Source organism: Pseudomonas sp. C7.1 (assembly GCF_056312395.1).
In genome coordinates this window covers 3,553,944-3,577,754 of record NZ_JBWDTL010000003.1, presented here as the reverse complement: position 1 = coordinate 3,577,754, position 23,811 = coordinate 3,553,944, and the positions used below count along the sequence as shown (strand labels likewise).

At 62.6% G+C, this 23,811-nt stretch carries 22 protein-coding genes and 1 pseudogene; 12 read left to right on the top strand and 11 right to left on the bottom strand.

Translation table 11 applies throughout. The annotated features are described in order from the left end of the window. Positions 1-7 precede the first annotated feature (7 nt). From AC0T4W_RS20035 to AC0T4W_RS20020, 4 genes and pseudogenes are all read left to right on the top strand, one after another. A complete protein-coding gene (locus AC0T4W_RS20035; protein WP_476322008.1) occupies positions 8-871 on the top strand; it encodes an MBL fold metallo-hydrolase in 864 nt (287 codons plus the stop codon). Beyond that, positions 861-2,582 (top strand): SulP family inorganic anion transporter, encoded by a 1,722-nt coding sequence (locus AC0T4W_RS20030; protein WP_476322006.1) that lies wholly within the window; start codon positions 861-863, stop codon positions 2,580-2,582. The genes AC0T4W_RS20035 and AC0T4W_RS20030 overlap by 11 nt, the downstream gene beginning before the upstream one ends. A 107-nt stretch (positions 2,583-2,689) precedes the next feature. Continuing rightward, positions 2,690-3,466: pseudogene (locus tag AC0T4W_RS20025) on the top strand (PAS domain-containing protein); the annotation flags it as partial. 99 nt (positions 3,467-3,565) lie between these two features. Then, the gene (locus AC0T4W_RS20020) at positions 3,566-4,006 is read left to right on the top strand and encodes a methyl-accepting chemotaxis protein (protein ID WP_476323813.1); all 441 of its coding nucleotides are present in this window, start codon (positions 3,566-3,568) and stop codon (positions 4,004-4,006) included. A gap of 59 nt (positions 4,007-4,065) precedes the next feature. On the opposite strand, the gene mgtE is transcribed toward AC0T4W_RS20020, so the two are convergent. From mgtE to nudE, 7 genes are all read right to left on the bottom strand, one after another. Next, positions 4,066-5,712, bottom strand: coding sequence for a magnesium transporter (mgtE, locus tag AC0T4W_RS20015; protein WP_476322004.1), 1,647 nt, complete (start codon positions 5,710-5,712; stop codon positions 4,066-4,068). Positions 5,713-5,796: 84 nt separating this feature from the next. Beyond that, positions 5,797-6,903: an agmatine deiminase gene (aguA, locus tag AC0T4W_RS20010; RefSeq protein WP_476322002.1), complete on the bottom strand. Its 1,107-nt coding sequence runs from the start codon at positions 6,901-6,903 to the stop codon at positions 5,797-5,799. A 74-nt stretch (positions 6,904-6,977) separates the two neighbouring features. Then, complete coding sequence (aguB, locus tag AC0T4W_RS20005) at positions 6,978-7,859, bottom strand: N-carbamoylputrescine amidase (protein WP_476322000.1); 882 nt, start codon at positions 7,857-7,859, stop codon at positions 6,978-6,980. Positions 7,860-8,333: 474 nt separating this feature from the next. After that, positions 8,334-8,543, bottom strand: coding sequence for a ribosome modulation factor (gene rmf, locus AC0T4W_RS20000; protein ID WP_476321998.1), 210 nt, complete (start codon positions 8,541-8,543; stop codon positions 8,334-8,336). Positions 8,544-8,747: 204 nt separating this feature from the next. Next, a complete protein-coding gene (gshA, locus tag AC0T4W_RS19995) occupies positions 8,748-10,328 on the bottom strand; it encodes a glutamate--cysteine ligase (RefSeq protein ID WP_476321996.1) in 1,581 nt (526 codons plus the stop codon). A 232-nt stretch (positions 10,329-10,560) separates the two neighbouring features. Then, complete coding sequence (gene cysQ / locus AC0T4W_RS19990) at positions 10,561-11,394, bottom strand: 3'(2'),5'-bisphosphate nucleotidase CysQ (protein WP_476321994.1); 834 nt, start codon at positions 11,392-11,394, stop codon at positions 10,561-10,563. Between the two features lie 8 nt (positions 11,395-11,402). Further along, positions 11,403-11,969 carry an ADP compounds hydrolase NudE gene (gene nudE, locus AC0T4W_RS19985; RefSeq protein ID WP_476321992.1) on the bottom strand — a complete coding sequence of 189 codons (567 nt, stop codon included), beginning with the start codon at positions 11,967-11,969 and terminating at the stop codon, positions 11,403-11,405. A 133-nt stretch (positions 11,970-12,102) separates the two neighbouring features. Here nudE and yrfG point away from each other — a divergent pair, with 133 nt between their 5' ends. Beyond that, positions 12,103-12,765, top strand: a complete 663-nt coding sequence (gene yrfG, locus AC0T4W_RS19980; RefSeq protein WP_476321990.1) for a GMP/IMP nucleotidase — start codon at positions 12,103-12,105, stop codon at positions 12,763-12,765. 77 nt (positions 12,766-12,842) lie between these two features. Here the strand turns inward: yrfG and lysM are convergent, their stop codons facing one another. Continuing rightward, positions 12,843-13,280: a peptidoglycan-binding protein LysM gene (lysM, locus tag AC0T4W_RS19975; RefSeq protein ID WP_476321988.1), complete on the bottom strand. Its 438-nt coding sequence runs from the start codon at positions 13,278-13,280 to the stop codon at positions 12,843-12,845. Positions 13,281-13,472: 192 nt separating this feature from the next. Here lysM and AC0T4W_RS19970 point away from each other — a divergent pair, with 192 nt between their 5' ends. The 4 genes from AC0T4W_RS19970 (at position 13,473) to AC0T4W_RS19955 (ending at position 18,288) form a co-directional block, all read left to right on the top strand. Continuing rightward, positions 13,473-14,372 carry a LysR family transcriptional regulator gene (locus AC0T4W_RS19970; protein WP_476321986.1) on the top strand — a complete coding sequence of 300 codons (900 nt, stop codon included), beginning with the start codon at positions 13,473-13,475 and terminating at the stop codon, positions 14,370-14,372. 182 nt (positions 14,373-14,554) lie between these two features. Beyond that, complete coding sequence (gene fdhD, locus AC0T4W_RS19965; RefSeq protein WP_476321984.1) at positions 14,555-15,400, top strand: formate dehydrogenase accessory sulfurtransferase FdhD; 846 nt, start codon at positions 14,555-14,557, stop codon at positions 15,398-15,400. Next, entirely contained in the window at positions 15,397-17,718 is a 2,322-nt protein-coding gene (locus AC0T4W_RS19960; protein WP_476321982.1) for an FdhF/YdeP family oxidoreductase, read from the top strand. Before fdhD ends, AC0T4W_RS19960 begins: the two co-directional genes overlap by 4 nt. Before the next feature lie 144 nt (positions 17,719-17,862). Then, entirely contained in the window at positions 17,863-18,288 is a 426-nt protein-coding gene (locus AC0T4W_RS19955; protein WP_476321980.1) for a glycine zipper domain-containing protein, read from the top strand. Positions 18,289-18,378: 90 nt separating this feature from the next. Here AC0T4W_RS19955 and AC0T4W_RS19950 read toward each other — a convergent pair whose 3' ends face one another. Further along, positions 18,379-18,822 carry an acyl-CoA thioesterase gene (locus AC0T4W_RS19950; protein WP_476321978.1) on the bottom strand — a complete coding sequence of 148 codons (444 nt, stop codon included), beginning with the start codon at positions 18,820-18,822 and terminating at the stop codon, positions 18,379-18,381. A gap of 148 nt (positions 18,823-18,970) precedes the next feature. Next, positions 18,971-20,134, bottom strand: coding sequence for an iron-containing alcohol dehydrogenase (locus AC0T4W_RS19945; protein WP_476321976.1), 1,164 nt, complete (start codon positions 20,132-20,134; stop codon positions 18,971-18,973). Positions 20,135-20,435: 301 nt separating this feature from the next. Here AC0T4W_RS19945 and AC0T4W_RS19940 point away from each other — a divergent pair, with 301 nt between their 5' ends. Genes AC0T4W_RS19940 through AC0T4W_RS19930 form a run of 3 tightly spaced genes read left to right on the top strand, consistent with a single transcriptional unit; the run spans position 20,436 to position 23,444 of the window. Further along, the gene (locus tag AC0T4W_RS19940; protein ID WP_476321974.1) at positions 20,436-21,080 is read left to right on the top strand and encodes a methylamine utilization protein; all 645 of its coding nucleotides are present in this window, start codon (positions 20,436-20,438) and stop codon (positions 21,078-21,080) included. Further along, the gene (locus AC0T4W_RS19935) at positions 21,077-23,179 is read left to right on the top strand and encodes a putative bifunctional diguanylate cyclase/phosphodiesterase (protein ID WP_476321972.1); all 2,103 of its coding nucleotides are present in this window, start codon (positions 21,077-21,079) and stop codon (positions 23,177-23,179) included. The genes AC0T4W_RS19940 and AC0T4W_RS19935 overlap by 4 nt, the downstream gene beginning before the upstream one ends. Further along, complete coding sequence (locus tag AC0T4W_RS19930; RefSeq protein ID WP_476321970.1) at positions 23,148-23,444, top strand: EAL domain-containing protein; 297 nt, start codon at positions 23,148-23,150, stop codon at positions 23,442-23,444. The genes AC0T4W_RS19935 and AC0T4W_RS19930 overlap by 32 nt, the downstream gene beginning before the upstream one ends. Positions 23,445-23,528: 84 nt before the next feature. Here the strand turns inward: AC0T4W_RS19930 and AC0T4W_RS19925 are convergent, their stop codons facing one another. Continuing rightward, positions 23,529-23,699: a hypothetical protein gene (locus AC0T4W_RS19925; RefSeq protein WP_476321968.1), complete on the bottom strand. Its 171-nt coding sequence runs from the start codon at positions 23,697-23,699 to the stop codon at positions 23,529-23,531. Positions 23,700-23,811 lie beyond the last annotated feature (112 nt).

Below are 23,811 nucleotides of genomic sequence, written 5' to 3'. Positions count from 1 at the left end.
AGGCTCCGTGGCGGCGACTATTCAAGCGTTTTTCGATGAGGCCAGCTCAACCTACAGCTATGTAGTGAGCTGCCCGGTCACCGCGCAGTGCGCCATCATCGACTCGGTGCTGGATTACGACGCGGCTGCCGGGCGCACCGCTACGGTCAGTGCCGACCGGCTGATCGCCTACGTGCGCGAGCAGAACCTGAGCGTGCAGTGGCTGCTGGAAACCCATGTGCATGCCGATCATCTATCGGCCGCGCCCTATCTCAAGGCTGCTTTGGGTGGGCAGCTGGCAATCGGCGAGCAGATCCGTGTGGTGCAGAACACCTTCGGCAAGCTGTTCAATGCTGGCCGCGAATTCGCCGTCGATGGCCGCCAGTTCGACCAGTTATTCAGCGATGAGCAGGCGTTTCAGATCGGCTCGCTCAACGCCCGTGCCCTGCACACGCCAGGGCATACTCCGGCCTGCATGACCTACCTGATCGGCGATGCGGCGTTTGTTGGCGATACTCTTTTTATGCCGGATTACGGCACCGCGCGTTGCGATTTCCCCGGCGGCGATGCGCGTGCGCTGTACCGTTCGATTGCCCGGCTGTTTGCCCTGCCAGGCAGCACCCGCTTGTTTATGTGCCACGATTATCTGGCGCCGGGGCGCGAGCAGCACCGCTACCAGACCACGGTGGCCGAGCAGCGCGCACACAATGTGCATGTGCAACAGGGCGTTGACGAAGAGGCCTTTGTCGCCATGCGGCAGGCCCGCGATGCCAGCCTGGGTATGCCGGCGCTGATGCTGCCGGCAGTGCAGGTGAATATGCGCGCCGGCCATCTGCCGCCCGCTGAAGACAATGGTGTGCGTTATCTCAAGGTGCCGTTGAATGTTCTCTAGCTGGCCGCTGCTGAATACCTTGCGCAGTTATGACCGCGACCAGGCTGGTCGCGATCTGCTCGCCGCCTGCCTGGTCTGCCTGCTGCTGGTGCCGCAGGCGCTGGCCTATGCGCAGCTGGCCGGATTGCCGGCGGTGGCGGGGTTGTACGCGAGCATTCTGCCGCTGGTTGTGTATGCCTTGATCGGCGCTAGCCCTGGGGTGGCGCTGTCGTTTGGCCCGGTGGCGGTGTTGTCGTTGATGACTGCAGCGGCGTTGGCTCCGCTGGCGGCTGTGGGTAGCGCGGCCTATCTGGTGGCAGCCACCACCTTGACTCTGCTGGTCGGGGTATTGCTGTTGCTGATGGGCCTGCTGCGCATGGGCTTTGTCGCCAATTTTCTCAGTCATCCGGTGATTTCAGGCTTTGTCAGCGGTTCGGCCATGCTGATCGCCGTCAGCCAGGTCAAGCACCTGTTCGGCGTACGCGCCGATGGGCTGACCCTGTTGCAGGTGGTGCCCGCGTTGTATGCACAGTTGCCGGCGGTGCATCTGCCGACGCTGTTGCTAGGCCTGGGCAGCCTGGCGTTGCTGGTGCTGCTGCGTAATCTTGGGGTGTTCCGCTTAGCTGAAGCCCTGGTGCTGCGCATCCGTCAGTTGAGCGCATTGCTGCTGATGCTGCTGGCGATGGCCCTGGGCGCAGTGCTGCAACTGGAAGCCTATGGCGTGCGCGTGGTCGGCACGGTGGCGGCGGGTTTGCCACCACTGGCGCTGCCGAGTTTGGAGCTGAGCTTACTGCGTGAGTTACTGCCGGCTGCGCTGCTGATCGCCCTGGTGGGTTTTGTCGAGTCGGTGTCCATCGCCCAGAGCCTGGCGATGCGCAAGCGTCAGTCGATCAAGCCGGATCTAGAACTGCTCGGCCAGGGCGCAGCCAATATCGCCGCTGCCTGCAGTGGCGGCATGCCGGTGGCTGCGAGTTTCTCGCGTTCGGCGCTGGCGGTACAAAGCAATGTAGCTACGCCGCTGGTTGGGGTGTTTGCCGCTGCGCTGATGCTGGCGGCGGTGCTGGGCTTGGCACCGTTGCTGCAGCATCTGCCGCAGGCAGTGTTGGCGGCGAGCATTATTGTCGCCGTAGTGGGGCTGATTGATTTATCCGGCTTGCGCCGCACCTGGCGCTACTCGCCGCAGGAAGGGATGGCGCAGCTGGCAACGCTGGTTGGCGTGCTGTTATACGGTGTTGAGGCCGGCATTCTGCTTGGTGTCGGCCTGTCGTTGCTGTTGTTTCTCTGGCGCACCAGCCGGCCGCATATGGCGGTGGTCGGTCAGCTGCCGGGCAGCGAGCATTTCCGCAATGTCGAGCGCTACCAGGTGGTGGAAAGCGCCACGGTGCTGTCGCTGCGGGTCGATGAAAGCCTGTACTTCCCTAATGCCCGCTACCTGGAAGAGCGCATCGCGGCGCTGATTGCCCAGCGCCCCGGCGTACGCCATCTGGTGTTGATGTGCTCTGGGGTCAACCAGATCGACGCCAGCGCGCTGGATACCCTGGAAGCAATCAGCGAGCGCCTACAGGCTGCCTGCGTGCAGCTGCACCTGGCGGAAGTGAAAGGCCCAGTAATGGACCGGCTGCAGCGTTCGGACTTCTTCGAGCGCTTCAACGGGCATGTCTTCGTCAGCCAGTACCAAGCCTTGCGTACCCTGGATGTGGAAAGCACAGCGCGGGCCATGCGCTCGCAATAAAACTGGGCTAAATCTTAATGGCGGCTTGTCGATAAGCTGTTTGGGTCAGGGATGTAACTTATTGCCGCGTGCCCTGAACACATATTGCTCTTCCTGAGGCCCTTCACATGTTCGGATCACAGCTTCGCAGTGAGTTGCAGCAGTGCCAGCTGCAACTGGCAACCAGTCAGCAGGTTATAGGCGCCATCCGGCAAACCTTCGCCATGATCGAGTTCACCGCTCAGGGCGAGATTCTCGATGCTAACCCGCCATTTCTCGCAACCATGGGCTATCGCCTGGAGGAGATTCGCGGTCAGCATCACCGCATGTTCTGCAGCAAAGAGCAGGTGGTGAGCTCGGCTTATGCGCAGTTCTGGCGGCGTCTGGCCGATGGTGAGAGCTTCAGTGACCGCTATATGCGCATTGCCAATGGTGGCCGTGAGATCTGGCTGGAGGCCAGCTATCTACCAGTGCGCGATGCCCAGGGAAAGGTCGTCAAGGTGATCAAACTGGCCGCCGACATCACCGAGCGTATGCATGCCGAGCATCAGCACGAGAGCTATTTGAATGCGATCAATCGCTCGATGGCAGTAGTCGAATTCAACCTGGCAGGAGAGGTGCAAAGCGCCAATGACAACTTCCTCAGCACTATGGGTTACAGGCTTGATGAGATTCGTGGCAAGCATCATCGTTTGTTCTGTATTCATGAAGATGCCAACAGCGATGCCTACCGCAGCTTCTGGCAACGATTGACGCATGGTGAATTGTTTTCCGGGCGCTTTAAGCGCGTCGGTAAAAGCGGGCAAACGATCTGGCTGCAGGCCACCTATAATCCGCTGTTCGATCCCAGCGGGCGGCAGTACGGGGTGGTCAAGTTTGCCAGTGACATTACCGAGCAGGTCGAGCAACGTCAGGCGGAATCCGCTGCTGCCCGTCTGGCCTATGAAATCGCACGGCAGACCGGCAGCAGTGCCGACGCCGGTAGCGAGAGCGTCAGAGAGACGGTGCATGCTGTACGTAGTGTGGCGGATGAGCTGGTGCAGGTGGCGCAACGGATTGAAGCCCTTGGGGCGCAGTCAGAACGCATCAGCAGCATTGTGCAGGTGATTCGCGGGATTGCCGAACAAACCAACCTGCTGGCCCTCAACGCAGCCATCGAAGCAGCGCGTGCCGGCGAGCAGGGGCGCGGTTTTGCGGTGGTGGCCGATGAGGTGCGCAACCTCGCCGCACGCACCAGCCAGGCCACGGTGGAAATCAATGAAGTGGTGCGCCTCAACCACGATCTGGCCTTGCAAGCGGTCGGTGGCATGGAGGGCAGCAAGTTGAAGGCCGAGCAGGGGGTGCTGCTGGCCAATAAAGCCGGCGAGGTGATGCTGGAAATCCGCGATGAAGCGCAGCGCGTGGTGGATGCCATTGGGCAGTTCACCCAGACCATGCAGGATTGAATAACGCCTGGCCCGCGCCAGGCGTTGTTCAGCAGTTGGCAGCCCATGCTCCTGCCTGGTTAAAGCAGCAACAGGGTAGCGAGGCCTAGAAAGGCAAAGAAGCCGACAACGTCGGTCACCGTCGTCAGAATCACGCTACCGGCCAGCGCCGGGTCGATCCCCATGCGGTGCAGCACTAATGGAATGCCCCAGCCGGATAATGTGGCGCAGAGCAGGTTGAGCAGGATGGCTGCGCCGAGCACTGCGCCAATCCCCCAGTTGCCAAACCACGCGACCGCCAGCAAGGCGATGACCACGGACCAGAGCATGCCGTTGAGGATGGAGATGCCCAGTTCGCGATTGAGCAGAATGCGAATGTTGCCCTTCTGCACCTGGCCCAGCGCCAGGCCACGGATGACCAGGGTCAGGGTCTGGCTGCCGGCGATACCGCCCATGCTGGCCACGATTGGCATCAGTACGGCGAGGGCCACCAGCTGTTCCAGCGTTGCCTGAAACAGGCCAATGACCCAGGCGGCGCCGAAGGCCGTGATCAGGTTGATGCCCAGCCACAAGGCGCGGCGGCGAGCGCTGACCAGCACTGGCGCGAAGATGTCGGCCTCGTCGTCGAGGCCGGCCATCTGCATCAGGGCGCGGTCGGAGTTCTCGCGAATCAGGTCGATCACATCGTCCACGGTGATGCGCCCGAGCAACCGGTTGTGTTCGTCGACCACCGGCGCGGAGAGCAGGTCGTGGTCCTGAAACAGCCGGGCGACTTCGCTGCTGCTGGTGGTTACGGTGATCCCTGCGATGTCGTGATGCATTAAATCGCTTACGCGCTGGCCGAGATCAGCCGTGACCAGTTCGCTCAGGCGCAGGGCGCCCTGGTAATGGCCCTTACGGTCGACCACCATCAGCATGTCGGTTTGCGGCGGCAGTTTTTCCAGCAGGCGCAGGTAACGCAGCACGGTGCTGGCCTTGACGTCGGCGCGGACCAGGATCGGGTCGGCGTTCATCAGGCCGCCGGCCGAGTTCTCGGGGTAGCTCAGCATCGACTCGAGCTGTTGGCGCTGCGCCGCGTTGCTGGCATGCAGCAGTTTGCTGCCGAGTTCGCCGGGCAGGGTCTGGATCAGGTCGACGCGGTCATCCAGCTCCAGCTGTTCGGCTGAGGCGATCAGGTCTTCCAGGTCCAGTTCCAGTGCCAGTGCACCACGGATTTCGTCGTGCAGGTAGGTCAGCACTTTGCCGGTGCGCTCGGTCTCGAGCATGCTCCAGGCGGCGCGCCGCTCGACGGGGGGCAGGGCTTCGAGCAGGCCGGCGACCTTGGCTGGGTGCATGTGCTGGAGCAGCTTGCCAACCCGCTTGAGTTTGCCCAGGGCCAGCGCCTGGCGTACGGCCTCCAGGTGATTGACGCTGGCCCCGGGGCGCTCGCTCTCCGGGCGTGGCGGCAGTGGGTCACTCGCGTCGCCGGCCAGCTGAGCAATCAGCTCCAGGCTGAGGTGGGGCAGGATGCGGCCTTCCAGGCCCGACTCGATCTGCTGCCAGAGGCTCTGGCGCTGGCGCGTGTCGAGCATCTCCAGCAGTGCGGCAATCTTGCCGGGGTGCATGCGTGCCAGCAATTTACGCACGCGCTTGTTCTTACCGCTGGCGAGTGCCTGGGTAATAGCCTCGCTTTCTGTGCGGTTGTGTTGGGGCTGATGCTCGTTGGGTTCTGCGGGAGTTGGCTTCATGGGCGCAGACTATCATCTGCAAGCGGTCAATTGCCTCCCCCAGCCGGTGCTTATTGGCTTAGTTAAACACCGGCTGGGACCCTATCAGGCCTGTTGCGGGGTGGGTTGCTGCTGGGTGATGCAGTGGATATTACCGCCGCCCAGCAGAATCTCCCGGCCTGGCACCATTACCACGCGATGCTCGGGGAACAGGTGACGCAGAATGGCCTCGGCTTCGGCATCCTTGGGGTCGTCGAATTTGGGCGCGATGATGCCGCCGTTGACGATCAGGAAGTTGACGTAGGAGCCAGCCAGGCGGATCGACGGATCACGCTCCTGGGAGCCTGCCGCCAGATCGACGCCGGCACACTCTTCATCGCTGGCATACAGCGGGCCTGGAATCGGCATCTTGTGCACGATCAGTTGACGGCCCTTGGCATCGCGCACGCTTTCCAGCACGCGCATGGCTGCCTGGCAGCGCGGATAGTTGGGGTCGGTGGCGTCGTCGGTCCAGGCCAGCAGCACTTCGCCGGGGCGCACGTAACAGCAGAAGTTGTCGACGTGGCCGTCGGTCTCGTCGTTGAACAAGCCGTCCGGGAGCCAAATCACGCTGTCGATGGCCAAGTGGTCGGCCAGGTACTGCTCAATCTGCTCGCGGTTCAGGTGCGGGTTGCGGTTGGGGTTGAGCAGGCATTCTTCGGTGGTGATCAGGGTGCCTTCGCCATCGACATGGATCGAGCCGCCTTCGAGGATCAGCTCATCAGTGCGATAGCGCGCGCAGCCTTCGGTCTGCAGAATCTTGCGTGCCACCTGATCATCACGCACCCAGTTGGCGTACAGGCCGCCATTCAGGCCACCCCAGGCGTTGAACGCCCAGTCCACACCGCGCACTTCGCCGCTGTTGTTGGTGACGAAGGTCGGCCCGGTGTCGCGCACCCAGGCGTCGTCGGTGGTGATTTCCACCACACGGATATTGCTGTGGGCCAGGCGCTCGCAGGCGTTCTCGTACTGGCCGGCGGACACGCACACGGTTACCGGTTCGAATTCGGCAATTGCCCTGGCCACTGCGGTAAAGGCGGCTTGTGCAGGCTTGCCGCCCAGGCGCCAGTTATCCGGGCGCTCGGGCCAGACCATCCAGGTTTGGCTGTGGCTTTCCCATTCGGCGGGCATGCGAAAGCCGTCTGCGCGTGGGGTAGTCGTCAGGGTTGTCATAAATTCACCAAAGCAATGAGCGGGGGCGGATGGGTATTAACGCTGCACGTCGCAACCCATCGTACGAGGCGGTTTTACTCGCAGGCCAGGTGGCCGTCGAGGGTTTTTAGTGGGCCGTAAAGGTTCGGGCGGCGATCACGGAAGCTGCCCCAGGCGCTGCGGATATGCTCCAGCTGATCCAGATCGAAGCTGTGCATCAGCACCGCCTCATCGCTTTCGTTGGCTTCCTGCACCTTGGCGCCGAACTGGTCGGCGATAAACGACGAGCCATAGAAGTTGATGTGGTAGTCGCCCTGGTCTTCGCGGCCGATGCGGTTGCTGGCAATCAGCGGCATCAGGTTAGCGCCGGCGTGGCCCTGTTGCACGCGCTGCCAATGGTCGCGCGAACTGATGCTCGGGTCATGCGGCTCGGTGCCGATGGCAGTCGGGTAGAACAGAATCTCGGCACCCAGCAGCGCCATGCTGCGCGCGCACTCGGGGAACCACTGGTCCCAGCAGATGCCCACGCCGATTTTGGCGTAGCGGGTGTTCCATACCTTGAAGCCGGTGTCGCCGGGGTTGAAGTAGTACTTCTCGTGGTAGCCGGGGCCGTCCGGAATATGGCTTTTCCGATAAATCCCGAGGTTGCTGCCGTCGGCGTCGATGATCGCGATGCTGTTGAAGCGTGCGCGGCCGGCCAGTTCGTAGAAGCTGATCGGCAGGACCACCTGCAGCTCCTTGGCGATTTTCTGGAAGTGCAGGATCGCCGGGTTGCTCTCGGTTGGAGTGGCCAGCTGCAGGTAGTCCGGGTTTGGCTTCTGGCAGAAGTATGGGGCCTCGAACAGCTCTTGCAGCAGGATGATCTGCGCGCCCTTGCCGGCGGCCTGACGCACCAAGCGCTCAGCGTTGGCGAGATTCGCGGCGGTGTCCCAGGAGCAAGCCATCTGGGTGGCGGCGACGGTAACGATACGGGGCATGGTTTGGCACCTCAAGAGCAGTTGGGGCGGTCATCTGACACTAGCAGAGGCCGGCGACTGTGCCATGCCTCGCTGGCGAGTGATGGCAGTGGATGGCCTATTTATATCCGATAAAAATCGGCTTTAAAAGTAAAATATAAGGCTCTGTTACTATTGCGTGCTGCGAGGTGATAAACCGTAGGCTGGGTTAAGGAGCGCAGCGACGAAGCCCGGCGGGCTATGCTATATGCCAAATTCTGTTGGGCTTCGCTGCGCTCAGCACCAACCTACCGATTGCATGCAACACGCAATGGCGTGCATAGCCAAATATAGAGCCGGCAACGAGAGTTTTTCGATTTTTATCGAATAAAAATCGAGTTGTGTCGCTTGGATAAAGCGAGCGCCGATCAAAGGCAAGGCGAAACGCCGCCGCGCAGACTGAAGTGCTGCGGGCGTGAACGGGTTGTGTAGGGGGGAGGGGGGTAGAGCGAGGGGCTAGGCGCTATAGCGTTTGTGCAGCTCGAATTGCTCGTGGCCGTCATCCCAGCCGGCTTCCCAGGCGGCGATCAGCACATCAGCGGCGAGCCCGCGTGGGGTTTTTACTTGTCCGGTCAGCCCTGCCATATAGCCCTGTTGGTAAGCCTTGTTGAGGCTCTCCAGGCTCCAATGCTGGTCATCTTCCGTGTTGAGGTCGGCGCAGGCCATGGCGGCAGCTCGCAGTGGATTTACCGGTGTAATGCTAGCCGCATCGCCTGGGCAGGGCTGCGCCGTTGATCCCACTTTTGCCACCGCTGGCGGTTTATGTGATGCAGTTGGCGAAATGCCGGCTGCTGTCTTTAGCCGGCACTCCGCCATGCCGGCGATTCGCACGCATGGCGTGCTCCTACAGGTTTGCGGTGAACCCTGGCGTCAGTTGGCCATGGCCAGAATGCTGGCCTGATAGGCCGCAGCAAAACTGTCGAAGTCGCCTTCTTCCTGGGCTTCCAGTTCGGCCTGGTCCTGCAGCGACTGGGCGGCGCGGGCCTCGAAGGCCGCTTGCTGCTCGGCGCTTAGCGGCTGGCTGCGGAAGTAGTCGGCGTGCAGTTTGCTCTGGCGCAGGGCGAACTCGGTAAAGCTCAGGCCCTGTTGCAGTTGCGCGAGCACCTGGGCGGACGGCGTTAGGCTGACGTCGGCAACCTTGGCCTGTTGTGCCTGCAAGGCCAGGCTGTGGGCGTTGTCGCCCTGGTTCTGGTCGAGCAGTTCGGCCAGCGGGCGGATTTGTTCGAGCAGCTCACTGGCCCAGACCTGCAGCACCACCGGCTGGCCATTGCGTTGCAGATGCAGGCCCGGCCGGCGACCTTCTTTGACCACAGCCAGGAAGTTGTCGGTGCAAGCATGACATTCGCCGCTTTCCAGCAACGGGCTGTCAGCCAGCGCGCAGAACAGCAGGAAGGCGTCGAGGAAGCGCGACTCGGTCAGATCAATACCCAGCGGCAGGAACGGGTTGATGTCCAGGCAGCGCACTTCCACGTACTGCACGCCACGGGCCATCAGCGCCTGGATCGGCCGCTCGCCGCTGTAGGTCACGCGCTTGGGGCGGATATTGGAGTAGTACTCGTTCTCGATCTGCAGGATGTTGGTGTTCAGCTGCAACCACTCGCCATCCTTCTTCGCGCCCATTTCCACGTAGGGCGGGTAGGGCGTGCCAACGGCCTGGCGCAGGCTGTCGGTATAGCTGACTAGGTCGTTGTAGCAAGGCGTTAGGCCGGCCTGGGCGGTGCTCTGGTAACCCAGGTCGCTCATGCGCAGGCTAGTGGCATAAGGCAGATACAGGGTTTCGCCGTCAAGCTCCTGCAACTGGTGCGGGCGGCCACGCATAAAGCCTTTGTGCAGCGCTGGCGAGGCACCGAACAGGTACATCAGCAGCCAGCTGTAGCGGCGGAAGTTACGGATCAGCGCGATATAGCGCGCCGACTGATAATCCTGCGCGCTGCGCGTATCGCCTTCAGCCTGTTGCTGCAGTTGCCACAGCGCGTCCGGCAGGGAGAAGTTGTAGTGGATGCCGGCGATGCACTGCATGGTCTTGCCGTAACGCAGGGCCAGGCCCTTGCGGTAGACGTACTTGAGCTCACCGATATGCGAGCTGCCATAACGGGCGATAGGGATCGTCTCTTCGTCCGGCAGGGCGCAGGGCATCGACGGGCTCCACAGGTATTCGCCGTCCAGCTTGCTGTAGGCGAAACGGTGGATCTGCTCCAGATCGGCCAGGGTCGCTGCCGGGTCCGGCTCGGCCGGGGTGATGAATTCCAGCAATGATTCGGAATAGTCGGTGGTGATCTGCGTGTGGGTCAGCGCCGAGCCGAGTGCGGCCGGGTGCGGGGTCAGCGCCAGCTGGCCGTCACCATCGACGCGCAGGCATTCGCGCTCGATGCCGTGCAGGCACTGGGAAAGCAGGGAGAGGTTGGCGCGCTCGCCAAGCTGGGCCAGGCGGCGGTTTAACAGGTCGCTCAAGATTGCATTCCTTCACGCATCGGTCGCCAGGATATGGGGGCGAAGGGCGTGCTCTACAAGGGGTCGAGAAAACCGGTTTTACCGGTCGATAACGCTTTATAACCCGGCGCGGGTGAAGAGGGTTATAGCTGGGCGCTGTGCTTTTGCGTCAGGGCGACGCGTTGTCGTGGATGTTTAGTCCGTAGATGGGGCGAGCGCAGCGATACCCACCACGCAATGGCAAATTCGGCGCTTAATCCAGCGCGCGGGCTAGCTGAATCAGCTCATCGCGCCAGGCGGCCGCTGCCGGCAGGGCCAGAAAGTACGGATTAAGCAACGACTCACGCGCCTCATAGGTCAGCGCATCACCCTTGAGCGTCAGCACCTCGCCACCTGCCCCTTCCAACACACCTTGAGCGGCAGCGGTGTCCCACTGCGAGGTCGGTGCCAGGCGCGGATAGCAATCAGCATTACCTTCGGCCAGTTGGCAGAACTTCAGCGAACTGCCGACATTGGCCAGTTGCAGATCACCAAAGCGTTCGCTCAACCCGGTGAGCAACGCTTCCTGCGCCGGGCTGGAGTGGCGTTTGCTAGCCACCAGGGTAAAGGCCTCCTGCGGAGCGAGGCGCACGCTGATTACCTCGCTGACACCCGCTGCATCTTCACGCCAGGCACCCAGGCCGGCGCCGCCGTAATAGCACTGGCCGGTAGCCGGGATGCCGACCACGCCGAAGACCACGCGGCCCTGCTCAATCAGTGCGACGTTGACGGTGAACTCCTCGGAACCGGCGATAAATTCCTTGGTGCCATCCAGCGGGTCGACCAGCCACCAACGGCTCCACTGCGCGCGCTCGCTCAGGGCAATATCGGCTGCTTCTTCGGACAGCACCGGAATCTCTGGGGCAAGGGTCAACAGGCCATCGTTGAGAATATGGTGGGCGGCCATATCGGCGGCGGTCACCGGCGAGGCATCGGCTTTTTCATTCACCGTCACATCGGCGCGCCAGTGCGGCAGGGTCCCAGCGCCGGCCTGGCGAACCAGTTCGATCACGGCAGGAATCAGCGGATGGCTTATGGTTTGGCTCATACCTTGGCTCATGGTTTAAAGATCCCACGCTGAGTCAGCACATCGCGGGCCAGGTAGAGCGCGGCCAGGGCGCGGCCTTCGGTAAATTGCGGATGCTGGATCAAGCTCGACAGCTCGCGCAAGCTGGTCTGGTCGACGCGCATCGGCTCCGGCTCATCGCCCGGCAGGCGTTCCTCATACAGCCCCGAGGCCAGCACCACCTGAATCTTCTGGCTCATATAGCCTGGCGACAGGCTTAGCTCTGCCAGCAGTTCCAGGTGCTGCGCGCCAAAGCCGGCTTCTTCCTTGAGTTCGCGGTTGGCCGCTTCCAGCACATCCTCGCCCGGCTCGATCAACCCCTTGGGCAGTGACAGCTGGTAGTCATCGGTGCCGCCGCAATACTCCTCGACCAGCAACGCATGCTCGTCATCGATCATCGCCACTACCATCACCGCGCCATAGCCTGCGCCTTTGCCCACCAGTCGCTCATAGGTGCGCTCCACGCCGTTACTGAAGCGCAGTTGCAGCTCCTCGACCCGGAACAGGCGGCTGCTGGCGACGATTTCGCGGGCGAGTACGGTGGGTTTCTGACGCATGGGGCGGCTCCTGGGCAGGACATAGCGGGTTATCATAACGCGGCTTTTCCTATTATCTGCGTAGGAGATTGCGCGATCACGACGCCCACGGCGCAAATCGCGACTCCCTGCACATCAGCCCGAAGAACTGCGCATGCCCTTGTTGCCCTGGAACGCCATCGACACCGTCCTGCTGGATATGGACGGTACCCTGCTCGACCTGCACTTCGACAACCACTTCTGGTTGCAGCACCTGCCGCAGCGCTATGCCGAGCATCACGGCATCAGCCGCGCGCTGGCCGAAGCCGAACTGCTGCCGCTGTTTCGCGAGCACGCCGGCACGCTCAACTGGTACTGCACGGATTTCTGGAGCCGCGAGCTGAAGTTGTCGATCCGCGACCTCAAGCGCGAAGTGGCGCACCTGATCGCCCTGCGCCCGGACGCCGACACCTTTATTCAGGCCCTGCGCCACGCCGGCAAACAGGTGGTGCTGATCACCAACGCGCACCGCGATTCGCTGTCGCTAAAGCTGGAGCGCATCGAATTGGCGCCCTATTTCGACCGACTGATCAGCTCCCACGACTATGGCTTCCCCAAGGAAGACCAGCAGTTCTGGCACGCCCTGCAGCAGGACATCAGCTTCGATCCGGCGCGCAGCCTGTTTATCGATGACAGCCTGCCGATCCTGCGTAGCGCCGGGCGTTTTGGCGTCAGCCACCTGCTCGCCGTGCGCCAGCCCGATAGCCAGGCGGCGCCGAAGGACACCGAGGAATTTGCTGCCGTGGAGGATTACCGCGAACTGCTGCAAAGCCTGTAGCCCGGATGTAATCCGGGGCAGGTACCACCAAACCGCCCCGGATTTCATCCAGGCTACGGATTGGCAGGCGAAGCGCTCTACTCCGGAATACGCAGTACCTGGCCCGGATAGATCTTGTCCGGGTGGCTGAGCATCGGCTTGTTAGCTTCAAAGATTTTCGGGTAGTCATTGGCGTTGCCGTATTCGGCCTTGGCAATCGCGCTCAGGGTGTCGCCCTTTTTCACCGTGACAAAGCGCGCCGCCGGAGTCGGTGTGGTCACGCTGATATGGTCCTCCACTTCGGCCACGCCAGCGACGTTGCCCAGGGCCAGCAGGATTTTCTCCTTCTCTTCCTGACTAGCCACTTCACCTTGGACAATAACTTTCTCACCCTCGACGCTGACCTGAATATTCGGGTTACCCAGGCCCACCTTGGCCACGTGCGCAGTCAGTGATTCGGCCGCCTGGGCTTCCTGGCCGACCAATGATTCCCAGAGTTTCGTACCGGCTTCTTTGACAAAGGCAAACAGACTCATAAGGCTTCCTCTTATTCCATGGAAAGTGGCCGGGCGACAGCGCCCGGAGCCAGAAGTCTAGACCCTGATTGATGACAAAGGTGCCACACCCTGTGCTGTCGCTGCAGGCCGCACCATTGGCGGTATTCAGCGCCTAGCGGCTCGCAACTGCCTGCTAGAATCGGCAAAACCCTGGGCGTTGAAGGATTCACGGTGGATATCAAACAGCTGAAATTCCTCATCGCCCTGGATGAAGCCCGCCACTTCGGCCAGGCCGCCGCGCGTTGCCATATCACCCAGCCGACCCTGTCGATGCGCTTGCGTCAGCTGGAAGACGAACTGGACCTGGAGCTGGTGCATCGTGGCCAGCGTTTCGAGGGATTCAGTGCCGAAGGTGAGCGTATCCTCGCCTGGGCACGTAGCCTGATGGCCGCGCACGATGGCCTGTATGCGGAAGCAGCCGCCTGCCGTGGACAACTGGTCGGCACCCTTCGCCTGGGCGTGGTGCCGCTGGCCGGTTTCGATCCGATGCGCCTGGTGCAGTTCTTTGCCGAACAACATCCTGGGCTGCGTTTTCAGCTGTTTGCCTTGAGCAACGAGGAGATTCTTGAACGCCTGGGGCGCAATCAGCTCGACCTAGGCCTGTCCTACCTCGACCGCCTCAACCCTGAGCATTTCGACAGCCTGGAGCTAGCCGAGACGCGCATGGGCCTGCTGTATGACCGCCGGCATTTCCAGTTCACCCGCCCGGCGCTGCGCTGGGAAAGCCTGATCGACCTGCCGCTGGGGCTGCTTTCGGCCGGCATGCACTTTCGCCAATCCATCGACCACAGCTTCCGCTCCCGTGGCCTGACGCCCAACCCACGACTGGAAACCGATGCCGTGCATCAACTGCTGCAAGCGGTCAGCGCCGGGCTGTGCTGCGCGATCATGCCGCTCAACGGCGGCTTGGCCGAGTTCACCGAGCACTTGGCGCTGACGCCCATCGAAGATGCCCATACCCTCGCCCCACTGGGGTTGATTCTGCGCCGCAGCGCGCCGCGCTCGGCACTGGCCGAAGCCTGCTTTGCCGAAGCGCTAGCGTTGCTGCAAAAGGCAGCGCTTACCCCGTAGCCCGGATGAAATCCGGGGAGTTGGGTCAAGGCCACCGCCGATGCCCTGGATTGCATCCAGGCTACGAATTCAACCCATCCAGCACGATAGACAGCATCGATCACACTATCGGCAATGGCGATTAGACGTGCCTTTATCAGCGGCCTAGGATGATTGAGTTATTTCGCCGCAGGGAGCCGCCCATGCTCCGCAACGTCGCTCGTACCCTTTACCTCGATGCGTTCAACCCGCCCACTTCCAGCGCTGGTTATAGCTACGCGGCGCTCGACCAAACTGCGCAAAGCGCCGACGCCGTGCTCGCCCAAGAGTGCGCCCTAGCGATCAGCTACAACGGCATCAGCCACAGCGTGATGATGGTCTCGCCCAGTGATCTTGAAGACTTTATCTACGGTTTCAGCCTCAGCGCCGGCCTGATCGATAGCTTCGATGAGATCTACGATATCCGCCTCCAGCAGCATGACAGCGCCATCCACGCCGAGGTGCAGGTTAGCAACCGCGCGTTCTGGGCGCTCAAGCAGCAACGTCGCACCCTGGCCGGCAACAGCGGCTGCGGTCTGTGCGGGGTCGAAGCGCTGGAACAAGCCCTGCCGCACCTGCAAAGCCTCACGCCCAGTCCGCTGCCAGCAGCCGCCCACCTGCAAGGCCTGCGTTCGCGAATTCACACGGTACAGACCATGGCCCGGCATAGCGGCGCAGTGCATGCCGCGCTGTTTGTCGACGGCAAGGGGCAGATCCGCCTGTGCCGCGAAGATATCGGCCGACATAACGCCCTCGACAAGCTGCTTGGCGCCCTGCATCGCGAAGGTAAAGACCCGCGCCAGGGCTTTGCCGTGGTGACCAGCCGCTGCAGCCTGGAGCTGATTCACAAGGCCCTGCGCGCCGGCATCGGCACCCTGGTCAGCCTGTCCGCGCCGACCACCCTCAGCGTGCAGTGGGCGCGCCAGCACAACCTCAACCTGATCCACCTGCCCCAGCACAGCGCGCCACGAGTGTACAGCCCAGCCGCACCCGGAGTCGCCCGCTCATGAGCCTGCAACCGATCAAGCCACGCTATAAACCCTACACCGGCGCTGCCGCCGGTTGGGGCGCGCTGCGCAGCGTGACGCACTTTTGGCTGGACAGTAAGCAGCCGTTCAAAAACCTGCGCGCCTTGCTCAAAACCAACCAGCACGGCGGCTTCGACTGCCCTGGCTGCGCCTGGGGGGATTCGCCGGAGGATGGCCGCATCAAGTTCTGCGAAAACGGCGCCAAGGCGGTCAACTGGGAAGCCACCAAGCGCCGCGTGGATGCCGCCTTCTTCGCCCGCTACAGCGTCAGCCAGCTGCGCGAACAAAGCGATTATTGGCTCGAATACCAGGGCCGCCTGACCGAACCGATGCGCTATGACAGCGCCAGCGATCATTACCGGCCGATCAGTTGGGACGCCGCATTCGCCCTGATCGCCGAGCACCTCAAGGGCCTCGAAAGCCCCAATCAAGCCGAGTTCTACACCTCCGGCCGCGCCAGCAACGAGGCGGCTTATCTGTATCAGCTGTTTGTCCGCGCCTTTGGCAGCAACAACTTTCCCGACTGCTCGAACATGTGCCACGAAGCCAGCGGCGTAGCCCTCGGGCAAAGCGTGGGGGTGGGCAAGGGCAGCGTGACCTTCGCCGACTTCGAACACAGCGATGCGATCTTCGTGCTCGGGCAGAACCCCGGCACCAACCACCCGCGCATGCTCGAACCGCTGCGCGAGGCGGTGAAACGCGGCGCCCAGGTGGTGTGCTTTAACCCGCTGAAGGAGCGCGGTCTGGAGCGTTTCCAGCACCCGCAACATGCCCTGGAGATGCTGGCTAACGGCTCCGAGCCGCTCAACACTGCGTTCTTCCGCCCGGCCCTGGGTGGCGATATGGCCGCCCTGCGCGGCATGGCCAAATTCCTCCTGCAGTGGCACCGCGAAGCGCTGGCTAATGGCGAACCGGCGGTGTTCGACCTGGCGTTTATTGCCGAACACACCGCTGGCGTGGACGATTACCTGGCGCTGCTGGATGCCAGCAGCTGGGATTCGTTGGTCGAGCAATCCGGCCTGAGTCTGGACGAACTGAAACACGCCGCCCTGCTTTACCGCCGCGCCGAGCGGGTGATTATCTGCTGGGCCATGGGTATCACCCAGCACCACAACTCGGTGGCGACCATTCAGGAAATCGCCAACCTGCAGCTGCTACGCGGCAACCTCGGCCGCCCCGGCGCCGGCCTGTGTCCGGTGCGCGGCCACAGCAACGTGCAGGGCGACCGCACCATGGGCATCAATGAGCGCCCAACCGCAGCTTTTCTCGACGCCCTGGAGCAGCGCTTTAACTTCCAAGTGCCGCGCGCGCAGGGCCACAACACCGTCGAGGCGATTAACGCCATGCTCGACGGTCAGGCCAAGGTGTTTATCGGCCTTGGCGGCAACTTCGCCCAGGCCACCCCGGACAGCCCGCGCAGCCACGCAGCGCTAAGCCGCTGCGCGCTGACCGTGCAGATGAGCACCAAGCTCAACCGCAGCCACCTGACCACCGGTACGTACGCGCTGATTCTGCCGTGCCTGGGGCGCACCGACATCGACCACCAGGCCGGCGGCCCGCAGGCGGTGACCGTGGAGGACTCGTTCAGCATGATCCACGCCTCCTACGGCCAGCTCGAACCGCTTTCGCCACAGATGCGTTCGGAGCCGGCGATCATCGCCGGTATCGCCAAGGCCACCCTGGGTGATCATCCGGTGGACTGGGACGCGCTGATTGCCGATTACCGGCGCATCCGCGAACTGATTGCCGAGACCATCCCCGGTTTCAGCGACTTCAACCAACGCCTGCAACACCCCGGCGGCTTCTACCTGGGCAACGCCGCTGCCGAACGACGCTGGCTCACCCCTAGCCACAAGGCCAACTTCAAGGCCAACCCGCTGCCCGCCGACCTGCTGCCGCCACAGGTGCGCAGCACCGGGCAAACGCCGGACCTGATCCTGCAGACGCTGCGCTCCCACGATCAGTACAACACCACCATCTATGGCCTGGACGACCGCTACCGTGGGGTCAAAGGCCAGCGTCAGGTGCTGTTCGTTAATGAGGCGGACATCCTGCGGCTGGGCTTTCAGCCGGGGCAGCAGGTCGACATCCAGTCCATCTGGGATGACGGCATCGAGCGCAAGGTCGTCGGCTTTACCCTGCTGGCCTTCGACATTCCCGCCGGCCAGGCCGCCGCCTACTACCCGGAAGCCAACCCCCTGGTGCCGCTGCAGAGCTATGGCGCGGGCAGCTTTACCCCAACTTCGAAGTACGTGGCGATTCGTTTGCAGGCGCATAACGCCGAAGCGCGCATTCTTTGATGCGGGTGTATGGCGATGATCACCGCGCGACCAGTGGCAGGGAATTTTTCGGCAAAACGCCCTCTAAGACTGTGCGCGGATAATTCGTCTTTTAAAAATAAAGGCCTAGGTCCGCACACCCATTTAGTCGAGAAGGTCTGCCGTATGCGTACATTATTTTCAGCATTGCTGTTCAGCGCTCTGGCCTCCCCCCTTGCCTTCGCGGGCGATACCGGCAAAGTCGCCATTGGTGGCGGTGTGGGCGGCGCCCTGGGCAATGTGATCGGCCAGCAAGTTGGTGGTAGCACCGGCGCGGCGATTGGCGCGGGCCTGGGTGGCGCAGCGGGCGGGGTAATTACCGCGCGCGACGGCAGCAAGACCGAAGCTGCACTGGGCGGCGGCCTGGGCGCGGCGGGCGGCTCGGTACTGGGTAACAAGGTCGGCGGCAGCACCGGTTCGACCATCGGCGCAGGCCTGGGCGGCGCAGCCGGTGGCGCGCTGGCCAACGAATACGCCGGTGGCAGCGAACGTGATCGCGGCCACGACAACGGCAAGAAACACAAAAAGCATAAAAAGAAAAAACACCACTAAGTACCGAGTGCTGACAACAAAAAGCCGCTTATTAAAAAGCGGCTTTTTGTTTATCTGGGAAGGCTGGAAAGCTCGCCGCTAAAGCGCCTCCTACAAAGTCGGCGCCATCAACAACACCGTAAGCGCCGCCCGCAGGTTCTCGGGAATGCTCACCGGGCGGTTGCTGTTGCGGTCGACGAAGACATGCACAAAGCGCCCCGCCGCACAGGCCTGGTCTTCATCCGCTTTGAACACAGCTAACTCGTACTGCACTGAACTGTTGCCCAGCTTGCCAACCCGCAGGCCAATCTCGATGCGCTCGGGGAAGGCGATGGAGGCGAAGTAATCGCAGCTGGAGCTGACCACAAAGCCCACCACCTCGCCGTTATGGATATCCAGGCCGCCAACTTCGATCAGGTAGGTATTCACCGCGCTGTCGAAGAAGCTGTAGTAGGTGACGTTGTTAACGTGTCCGTAGACGTCGTTGTCATGCCAGCGCGTGGTGATTGGCTGGAAGTGCCGGTAATCGCTGCGCAGATGTTGGGGCTGGTTCATTTGGAGTCCTTGTAATGAGCGGAGATCTGCAAGCGTTCCTGCTTTTGTAGGAGCGGGCCATGCCCGCGAATTTCAGTGGCGCGTTGATCGCCAATCGCGGTCAAGGCCGCTCCTACGCGTCGAGAACGCTTACAGAGACAAAACGGCCTTAATAAGCCACCTGGTAGATGGCCAATGCATGGGCTTCGGTCATTTCCCGTGGGTTATTTACCAGCAAGCGCTGTTGCTGCATGGCGTCGCGAGCCAGGGTCGGCAGCATGCCCTGCGGCACGCCGGCATCACGCAGGCGTGTCGGCAGGCCGCTGCGCACACTGAAATCGGCCATGGCACCGATAAACTGCTCGGTCTGCTGCAACGCGCTACCCGCGCGCAGCTGCTCACCCAACACCAGCGCTGCCAGCTCGGCATACAGCGGCGCGGCCGCATTGGCGTTAAAGCCCAGCACATGCGGCAAAACCAGGGCATTAGACAGGCCGTGGGGAATATGGAAGTGCCCGCCCAGCGGATAAGCCAGGGCATGCACCGCTGCCACCGGCGCGTTGGCAAACGCCTGGCCGGCTAGGCAGGAGCCCAGCAGCATGGCCTGACGCGCCTCGCGGTTGCCGCCGTTATGCACCACTTCATCCAGATTGGCCGCCAGCAGGCGCAGCGCTTCGCGGGCCAGCAGGTCGGATAGCGGGTTCTTTTTCAGCGCACTGGTATAGGCCTCGATGGCATGCACCATAGCGTCGATACCGGTGGCGGCGGTGACCGCCGGCGGCAGGCCGAGGGTCAGTTCGGCATCGAGCAGCGCCAGGTCCGGCAGCAGCAGGGGGGATACCACGCCCATTTTGCTGGTTTCGCCGGTGGTGATAATGGAAATCTGCGTGACTTCCGAACCGGTGCCGGCGGTGGTTGGCACCAGGATCAGCGGCAAGCGCTGACCCCGGGCATTGCCGACGCCATAGATCTGCGCCAGCTCCTGGCCACAGTCGGGGTGCGCCAGCAGCGCCACCAGCTTGGCCACATCCATCGAACTGCCGCCGCCAAAACCAACGATCAGCTGCGCCTTGAGCGCCTTGGCCTGTTCAACCGCCGCCAGCAGAATGGCTTCGGGCGGGTCAGCGACCACCTGATCGAACACCTCGACCGTCAACTCCGTGCGGGCAAAGCCTGGCAGCACATCCGCCAGTAAGCCGAGCTTGCTGATACCCGGATCGGTGACGATCAGCACCCGTTGCGCGCCGCGCTCGCGGCATAACTCGGCCAGACGTTGCGACGCGCCGATCTCGCAGAGAATTTGCGCGGTGGTGGCAAAGCTAAAGGGCAGCATGGGGCGTCCTCTTGTTGTTATGTAACTTTCATATAGGAGCCAGCTTGCTGACGATAGTGGCATGGATCGCCAGCACGCTGGCTCCTACACAGTGCAGCGCACGCGCCGTTCAACCGTCAACACTGGATGAGTGAAACCCTGCAACTGGCCCTGCGCCGCGATCACCCCCTGGCCAGCGCGACCCGGCGCTGCACTGGCTGATCGAGCAGGCTCTACTGGTCGCCCAACGCTGATCACCCGGCAGCCGCACACAGCCTTCCTATACTGACGGCTACTGTCGTGCAGCCTTGGGGAATTGATTATGTTGAAATCGGCTTTGGCACTGCTGCTAGCGCTGCTGGGCACACTGGCCCAGGCCAATAATTTGGACATCGTGCTCCTCGACAAGCAGGGCAAACCACTTAGCGATGCGGTGCTCTGGGTTGAGCCAGGGCCAACGCAAACTCAGCCTGCCAAAGCGCTGATGGATCAGAAAAAACGCCAGTTCACCCCCTATATCCTGCCAGTGCAGGTGGGCACTACGGTGAGCTTCCCCAACTCCGACCCGATCAACCACCACGTCTACTCCTTCTCGCCGGCCAAGCGCTTCGAGCTGCGCCTGCACCAGCAGAAGGCCGCGCCCCAGGAGATGCGTTTCGACCAACCCGGCCTGGTCACCCTGGGCTGCAATATCCATGACTGGATGCTCGGTTTTATTCTGGTGCTCGACACACCCTGGTTCGCCCAGACCGACAGCCAGGGCAAAGCCCGTCTGCAATTCGATGCCGCCACCGGGCAAACCCTGCACCTTTGGCACCCACGCATCGCCGACCCGCAGGAAGGCATGAGCCGCGCAGTACCCAGCGACGGCGCGCTGACCTGGCAACTCACCCGCGCGCTGAAACGCGACCCACGGCCCAAAGCGCCCGCCATGCGGCCACAGGGCAAAGGCGGCTACGTGCCATGACCCTACGCGGTAAGATTCTCGGCTTCTTTCTGCTGTTGTTGCTGGCGGTGATGGTTTTGCTGCTGGCGCTGGTCTACCGCTCCACCTACCAGCACACCCTGAGCCAGGTGGCCGGGCAGTTGAACTTCGCCCATGCAGTGCTAAGTAACGAGCTACAGAGCCGCCGTCAGGCGCAGAGCGCCATGGCTGACCTGATCGCCAAGGACTTTACCCTGCTCGGCGAAATCGCCGACCTGATCGCCAGCCCGCAGCAGGAGGCGCAATCACTGTCCGCCGCGCTGGAGTCGTTTACCTCGCGCAGCCAGGCCAACTTTGCCCTGGTCAGCGCACCCGAAGGGCTGATTCTGGCAGGTACCAGCGGCGAATTGCTGCCCGGCGCCGCGCTGCCATGGGATGACCTGCTGGATGAGGACGAGCCGCAGAGCGCAGAGCGCCTGGTAGTCTTCGGCGAGCGGGTGCTGCATATCAACGCCACGCCGATCTTCGCGCCGCGACCCAACCTGATGGGCTGGCTGTTGATGGCCTTCGAGCTGGACGACCAAGCCACCGCGCACCTGGCCCGCCTCAGTGGCGCTGACGTGGCCCTGCTCGACGGCAGCCCCGGCCAGTACCGGGTACTGGCCAGCAATCTGCCTGCGCTGCCACGGGCCGAGCTGGCCAGTCAGCTGCTGCCGAATGCCGAGGGCGTATTTCGCTTCGAATTGCAGGGCCTGGAGCAGGTGGCCCTGCGCGCCCCGCTAAGCGGCACCAGCGGTGGCCTGCAGGTGCTGCTGATGCGCTCGCTGTCCGCCGAGCTGGCCGATTACCAGCCGCTGCAATGGCAACTGGCAGCCATCTTCGCCATTGCCTTGCTGCTCGCTGGCCTCGGCGCCCTGTGGATCGCCAATACGGTCAGCCGCCCGCTAAGCCAAATGGTCGACACCGTGCGGCGCATCGCCAGTGGCGACTATCAGGCGGCGATGCAGGTGCCGGCCACCCAAGCCAGTGGTGAAATCGGCTTGCTGGCCCGCGAGTTCGTCGCCATGCAGCAAGGCATTGCCGAGCGCGAAACCACCATCAGCTTTCTCGCCTACCGCGACCCGCTGACCGAACTGGCCAACCGCAACCGCTTTGTCGCCGAGCTGCAACAGGCCATCGCCCAGGCATCAGGTGGCGAAGGTGTGGCGGTATTGCTGATGGACCTGGACAACTTCAAGGACCTTAACGACACCCTCGGCCACGAGGCCGGCGACCAGTTGCTCTGTCAGCTCGCCGCACGCCTGCAGGCGCTGCTGCGCCCAGACGAACAACTGGCGCGCCTGGGTGGCGACGAGTTTGCCCTGCTGATTGCACGCTGTCAGCCGGGCCAGGTTATCCCCGCCGCCGAGCATTACCGCGCCGCTCTGCGCGAGTCCTTCGCCGTGCGCGGCATCAGCATGACCCTCAACGCCACGATTGGCATCGCCCTGTATCCGGATCATGGGGAAAGCGCCGGCAGCCTGCTGCAGCATGCCGAAGTGGCGATGTACCTGGGCAAGGCGCAGCGCTCGCCCTACGCCCTCTACCGCCCGGAACTGGACCGCCACAGCCTGCTGCGCCTGGCCCTGATGAGCGAATTAAAAGGCGCGGTGGAAGGTGGCCAGCTCAGCCTGTACTTCCAGCCCAAACTGAATATCCGCGCACGCAGCCTGTATGGCGTGGAATGCCTGGTGCGCTGGATTCACCCGGTACACGGCTTTATTGCGCCGGACGAATTTATCCCCCTGGCCGAACAGACCGGCAACGTCTGCGCCCTGACCCGCTGGGTGGTGCGCACCGCCGTGGCGCAGAGCCGTGCCTGGCAGGAGCAGGGGTTGGATCTGAAGACCGCGATCAACGTCTCCGCACTGGACCTGGCCGATGCGCAGTTTGCCGGCTTTATCGCCGCGCAACTGGCCGAGCATGGCGTCGCGCCGGGCAGCCTGGTGGTGGAAATCACCGAGAGCGCGGTGATGGCCGACCCGGAGCTGGCCATGGGCCAATTGCAGCAGCTGTGCGAACTTGGCGTGCAGCTATCAATCGACGACTACGGCACCGGCTACTTCGAGCATGGCCCAGCTCAAGCGCCTGCCGGTACATGAGCTGAAGATCGACAAATCCTTCGTCCAGGACCTGCTAAGCAACCCCGATGACGACATCATCGTCCGCTCGACCATCGAACTGGGCCACAACATGGGCCTGAAGATAGTCGCCGAAGGGGTGGAAACCGAGGGCATTCTCGACCGCCTGGACCAGCTCGGCTGCGATGTCGCCCAGGGCTACTTGCTCAGTAAACCGCTACCGCCAGCGGCCTTTGCCGACTGGCTGGCGGCGACCCAATGGCAACTGCCGCGTCATACGGGTTGATACAAACAAAAATGGCGGGCCACAAAAAAGGCCGCTGCCGATCATCGTGATCGGCAGCGGCCCGGGAAAGTGGTGGAGCGCAGGTTAAAACGCGTTATCACCAATCAACATCCCGTGCACAACCATATAGGTCTTGCGCCCGGACTGCAGGGTCAGCGGGCTGCGCTCGGCGATCACCCAGCCTTTGGCCAGCAGTTTGTCGATATGCGCCCGCAGTGCTGGCAGGTAGCGTTGTTCTTGCTGAAGCGATTCCATTCTGCTCATCCTCTAGAGGACTCCTCTGTGACAACAGCCAGAATCACCTGGCTCATTCATCCGTGATCTCAGTCACAAAGAATAGTGGCCCTGTGCCTGCTTCTAAAGCGGC

Bases quoted from the DNA above. Each gene is read 5' to 3' on its own strand.
- AC0T4W_RS20030 (WP_476322006.1), top strand. From the start codon at position 861: ATGTTCTCTAGCTGGCCGCTGCTGAATACCTTGCGCAGTTATGACCGC.
- mgtE (WP_476322004.1), bottom strand. From the start codon at position 5,712: ATGAAGCCAACTCCCGCAGAACCCAACGAGCATCAGCCCCAACACAAC.
- aguA (WP_476322002.1), bottom strand. From the start codon at position 6,903: ATGACAACCCTGACGACTACCCCACGCGCAGACGGCTTTCGCATGCCC.
- aguB (WP_476322000.1), bottom strand. From the start codon at position 7,859: ATGCCCCGTATCGTTACCGTCGCCGCCACCCAGATGGCTTGCTCCTGG.
- rmf (WP_476321998.1), bottom strand. From the start codon at position 8,543: ATGGCCTGCGCCGACCTCAACACGGAAGATGACCAGCATTGGAGCCTG.
- cysQ (WP_476321994.1), bottom strand. From the start codon at position 11,394: ATGAGCCAAACCATAAGCCATCCGCTGATTCCTGCCGTGATCGAACTG.
- nudE (WP_476321992.1), bottom strand. From the start codon at position 11,969: ATGCGTCAGAAACCCACCGTACTCGCCCGCGAAATCGTCGCCAGCAGC.
- yrfG (WP_476321990.1), top strand. From the start codon at position 12,103: ATGCCCTTGTTGCCCTGGAACGCCATCGACACCGTCCTGCTGGATATG.
- lysM (WP_476321988.1), bottom strand. From the start codon at position 13,280: ATGAGTCTGTTTGCCTTTGTCAAAGAAGCCGGTACGAAACTCTGGGAA.
- fdhD (WP_476321984.1), top strand. From the start codon at position 14,555: ATGCTCCGCAACGTCGCTCGTACCCTTTACCTCGATGCGTTCAACCCG.
- AC0T4W_RS19960 (WP_476321982.1), top strand. From the start codon at position 15,397: ATGAGCCTGCAACCGATCAAGCCACGCTATAAACCCTACACCGGCGCT.
- AC0T4W_RS19955 (WP_476321980.1), top strand. From the start codon at position 17,863: ATGCGTACATTATTTTCAGCATTGCTGTTCAGCGCTCTGGCCTCCCCC.
- AC0T4W_RS19950 (WP_476321978.1), bottom strand. From the start codon at position 18,822: ATGAACCAGCCCCAACATCTGCGCAGCGATTACCGGCACTTCCAGCCA.
- AC0T4W_RS19945 (WP_476321976.1), bottom strand. From the start codon at position 20,134: ATGCTGCCCTTTAGCTTTGCCACCACCGCGCAAATTCTCTGCGAGATC.
- AC0T4W_RS19940 (WP_476321974.1), top strand. From the start codon at position 20,436: ATGTTGAAATCGGCTTTGGCACTGCTGCTAGCGCTGCTGGGCACACTG.
- AC0T4W_RS19935 (WP_476321972.1), top strand. From the start codon at position 21,077: ATGACCCTACGCGGTAAGATTCTCGGCTTCTTTCTGCTGTTGTTGCTG.
- AC0T4W_RS19930 (WP_476321970.1), top strand. From the start codon at position 23,148: ATGGCCCAGCTCAAGCGCCTGCCGGTACATGAGCTGAAGATCGACAAA.
- AC0T4W_RS19925 (WP_476321968.1), bottom strand. From the start codon at position 23,699: ATGGAATCGCTTCAGCAAGAACAACGCTACCTGCCAGCACTGCGGGCG.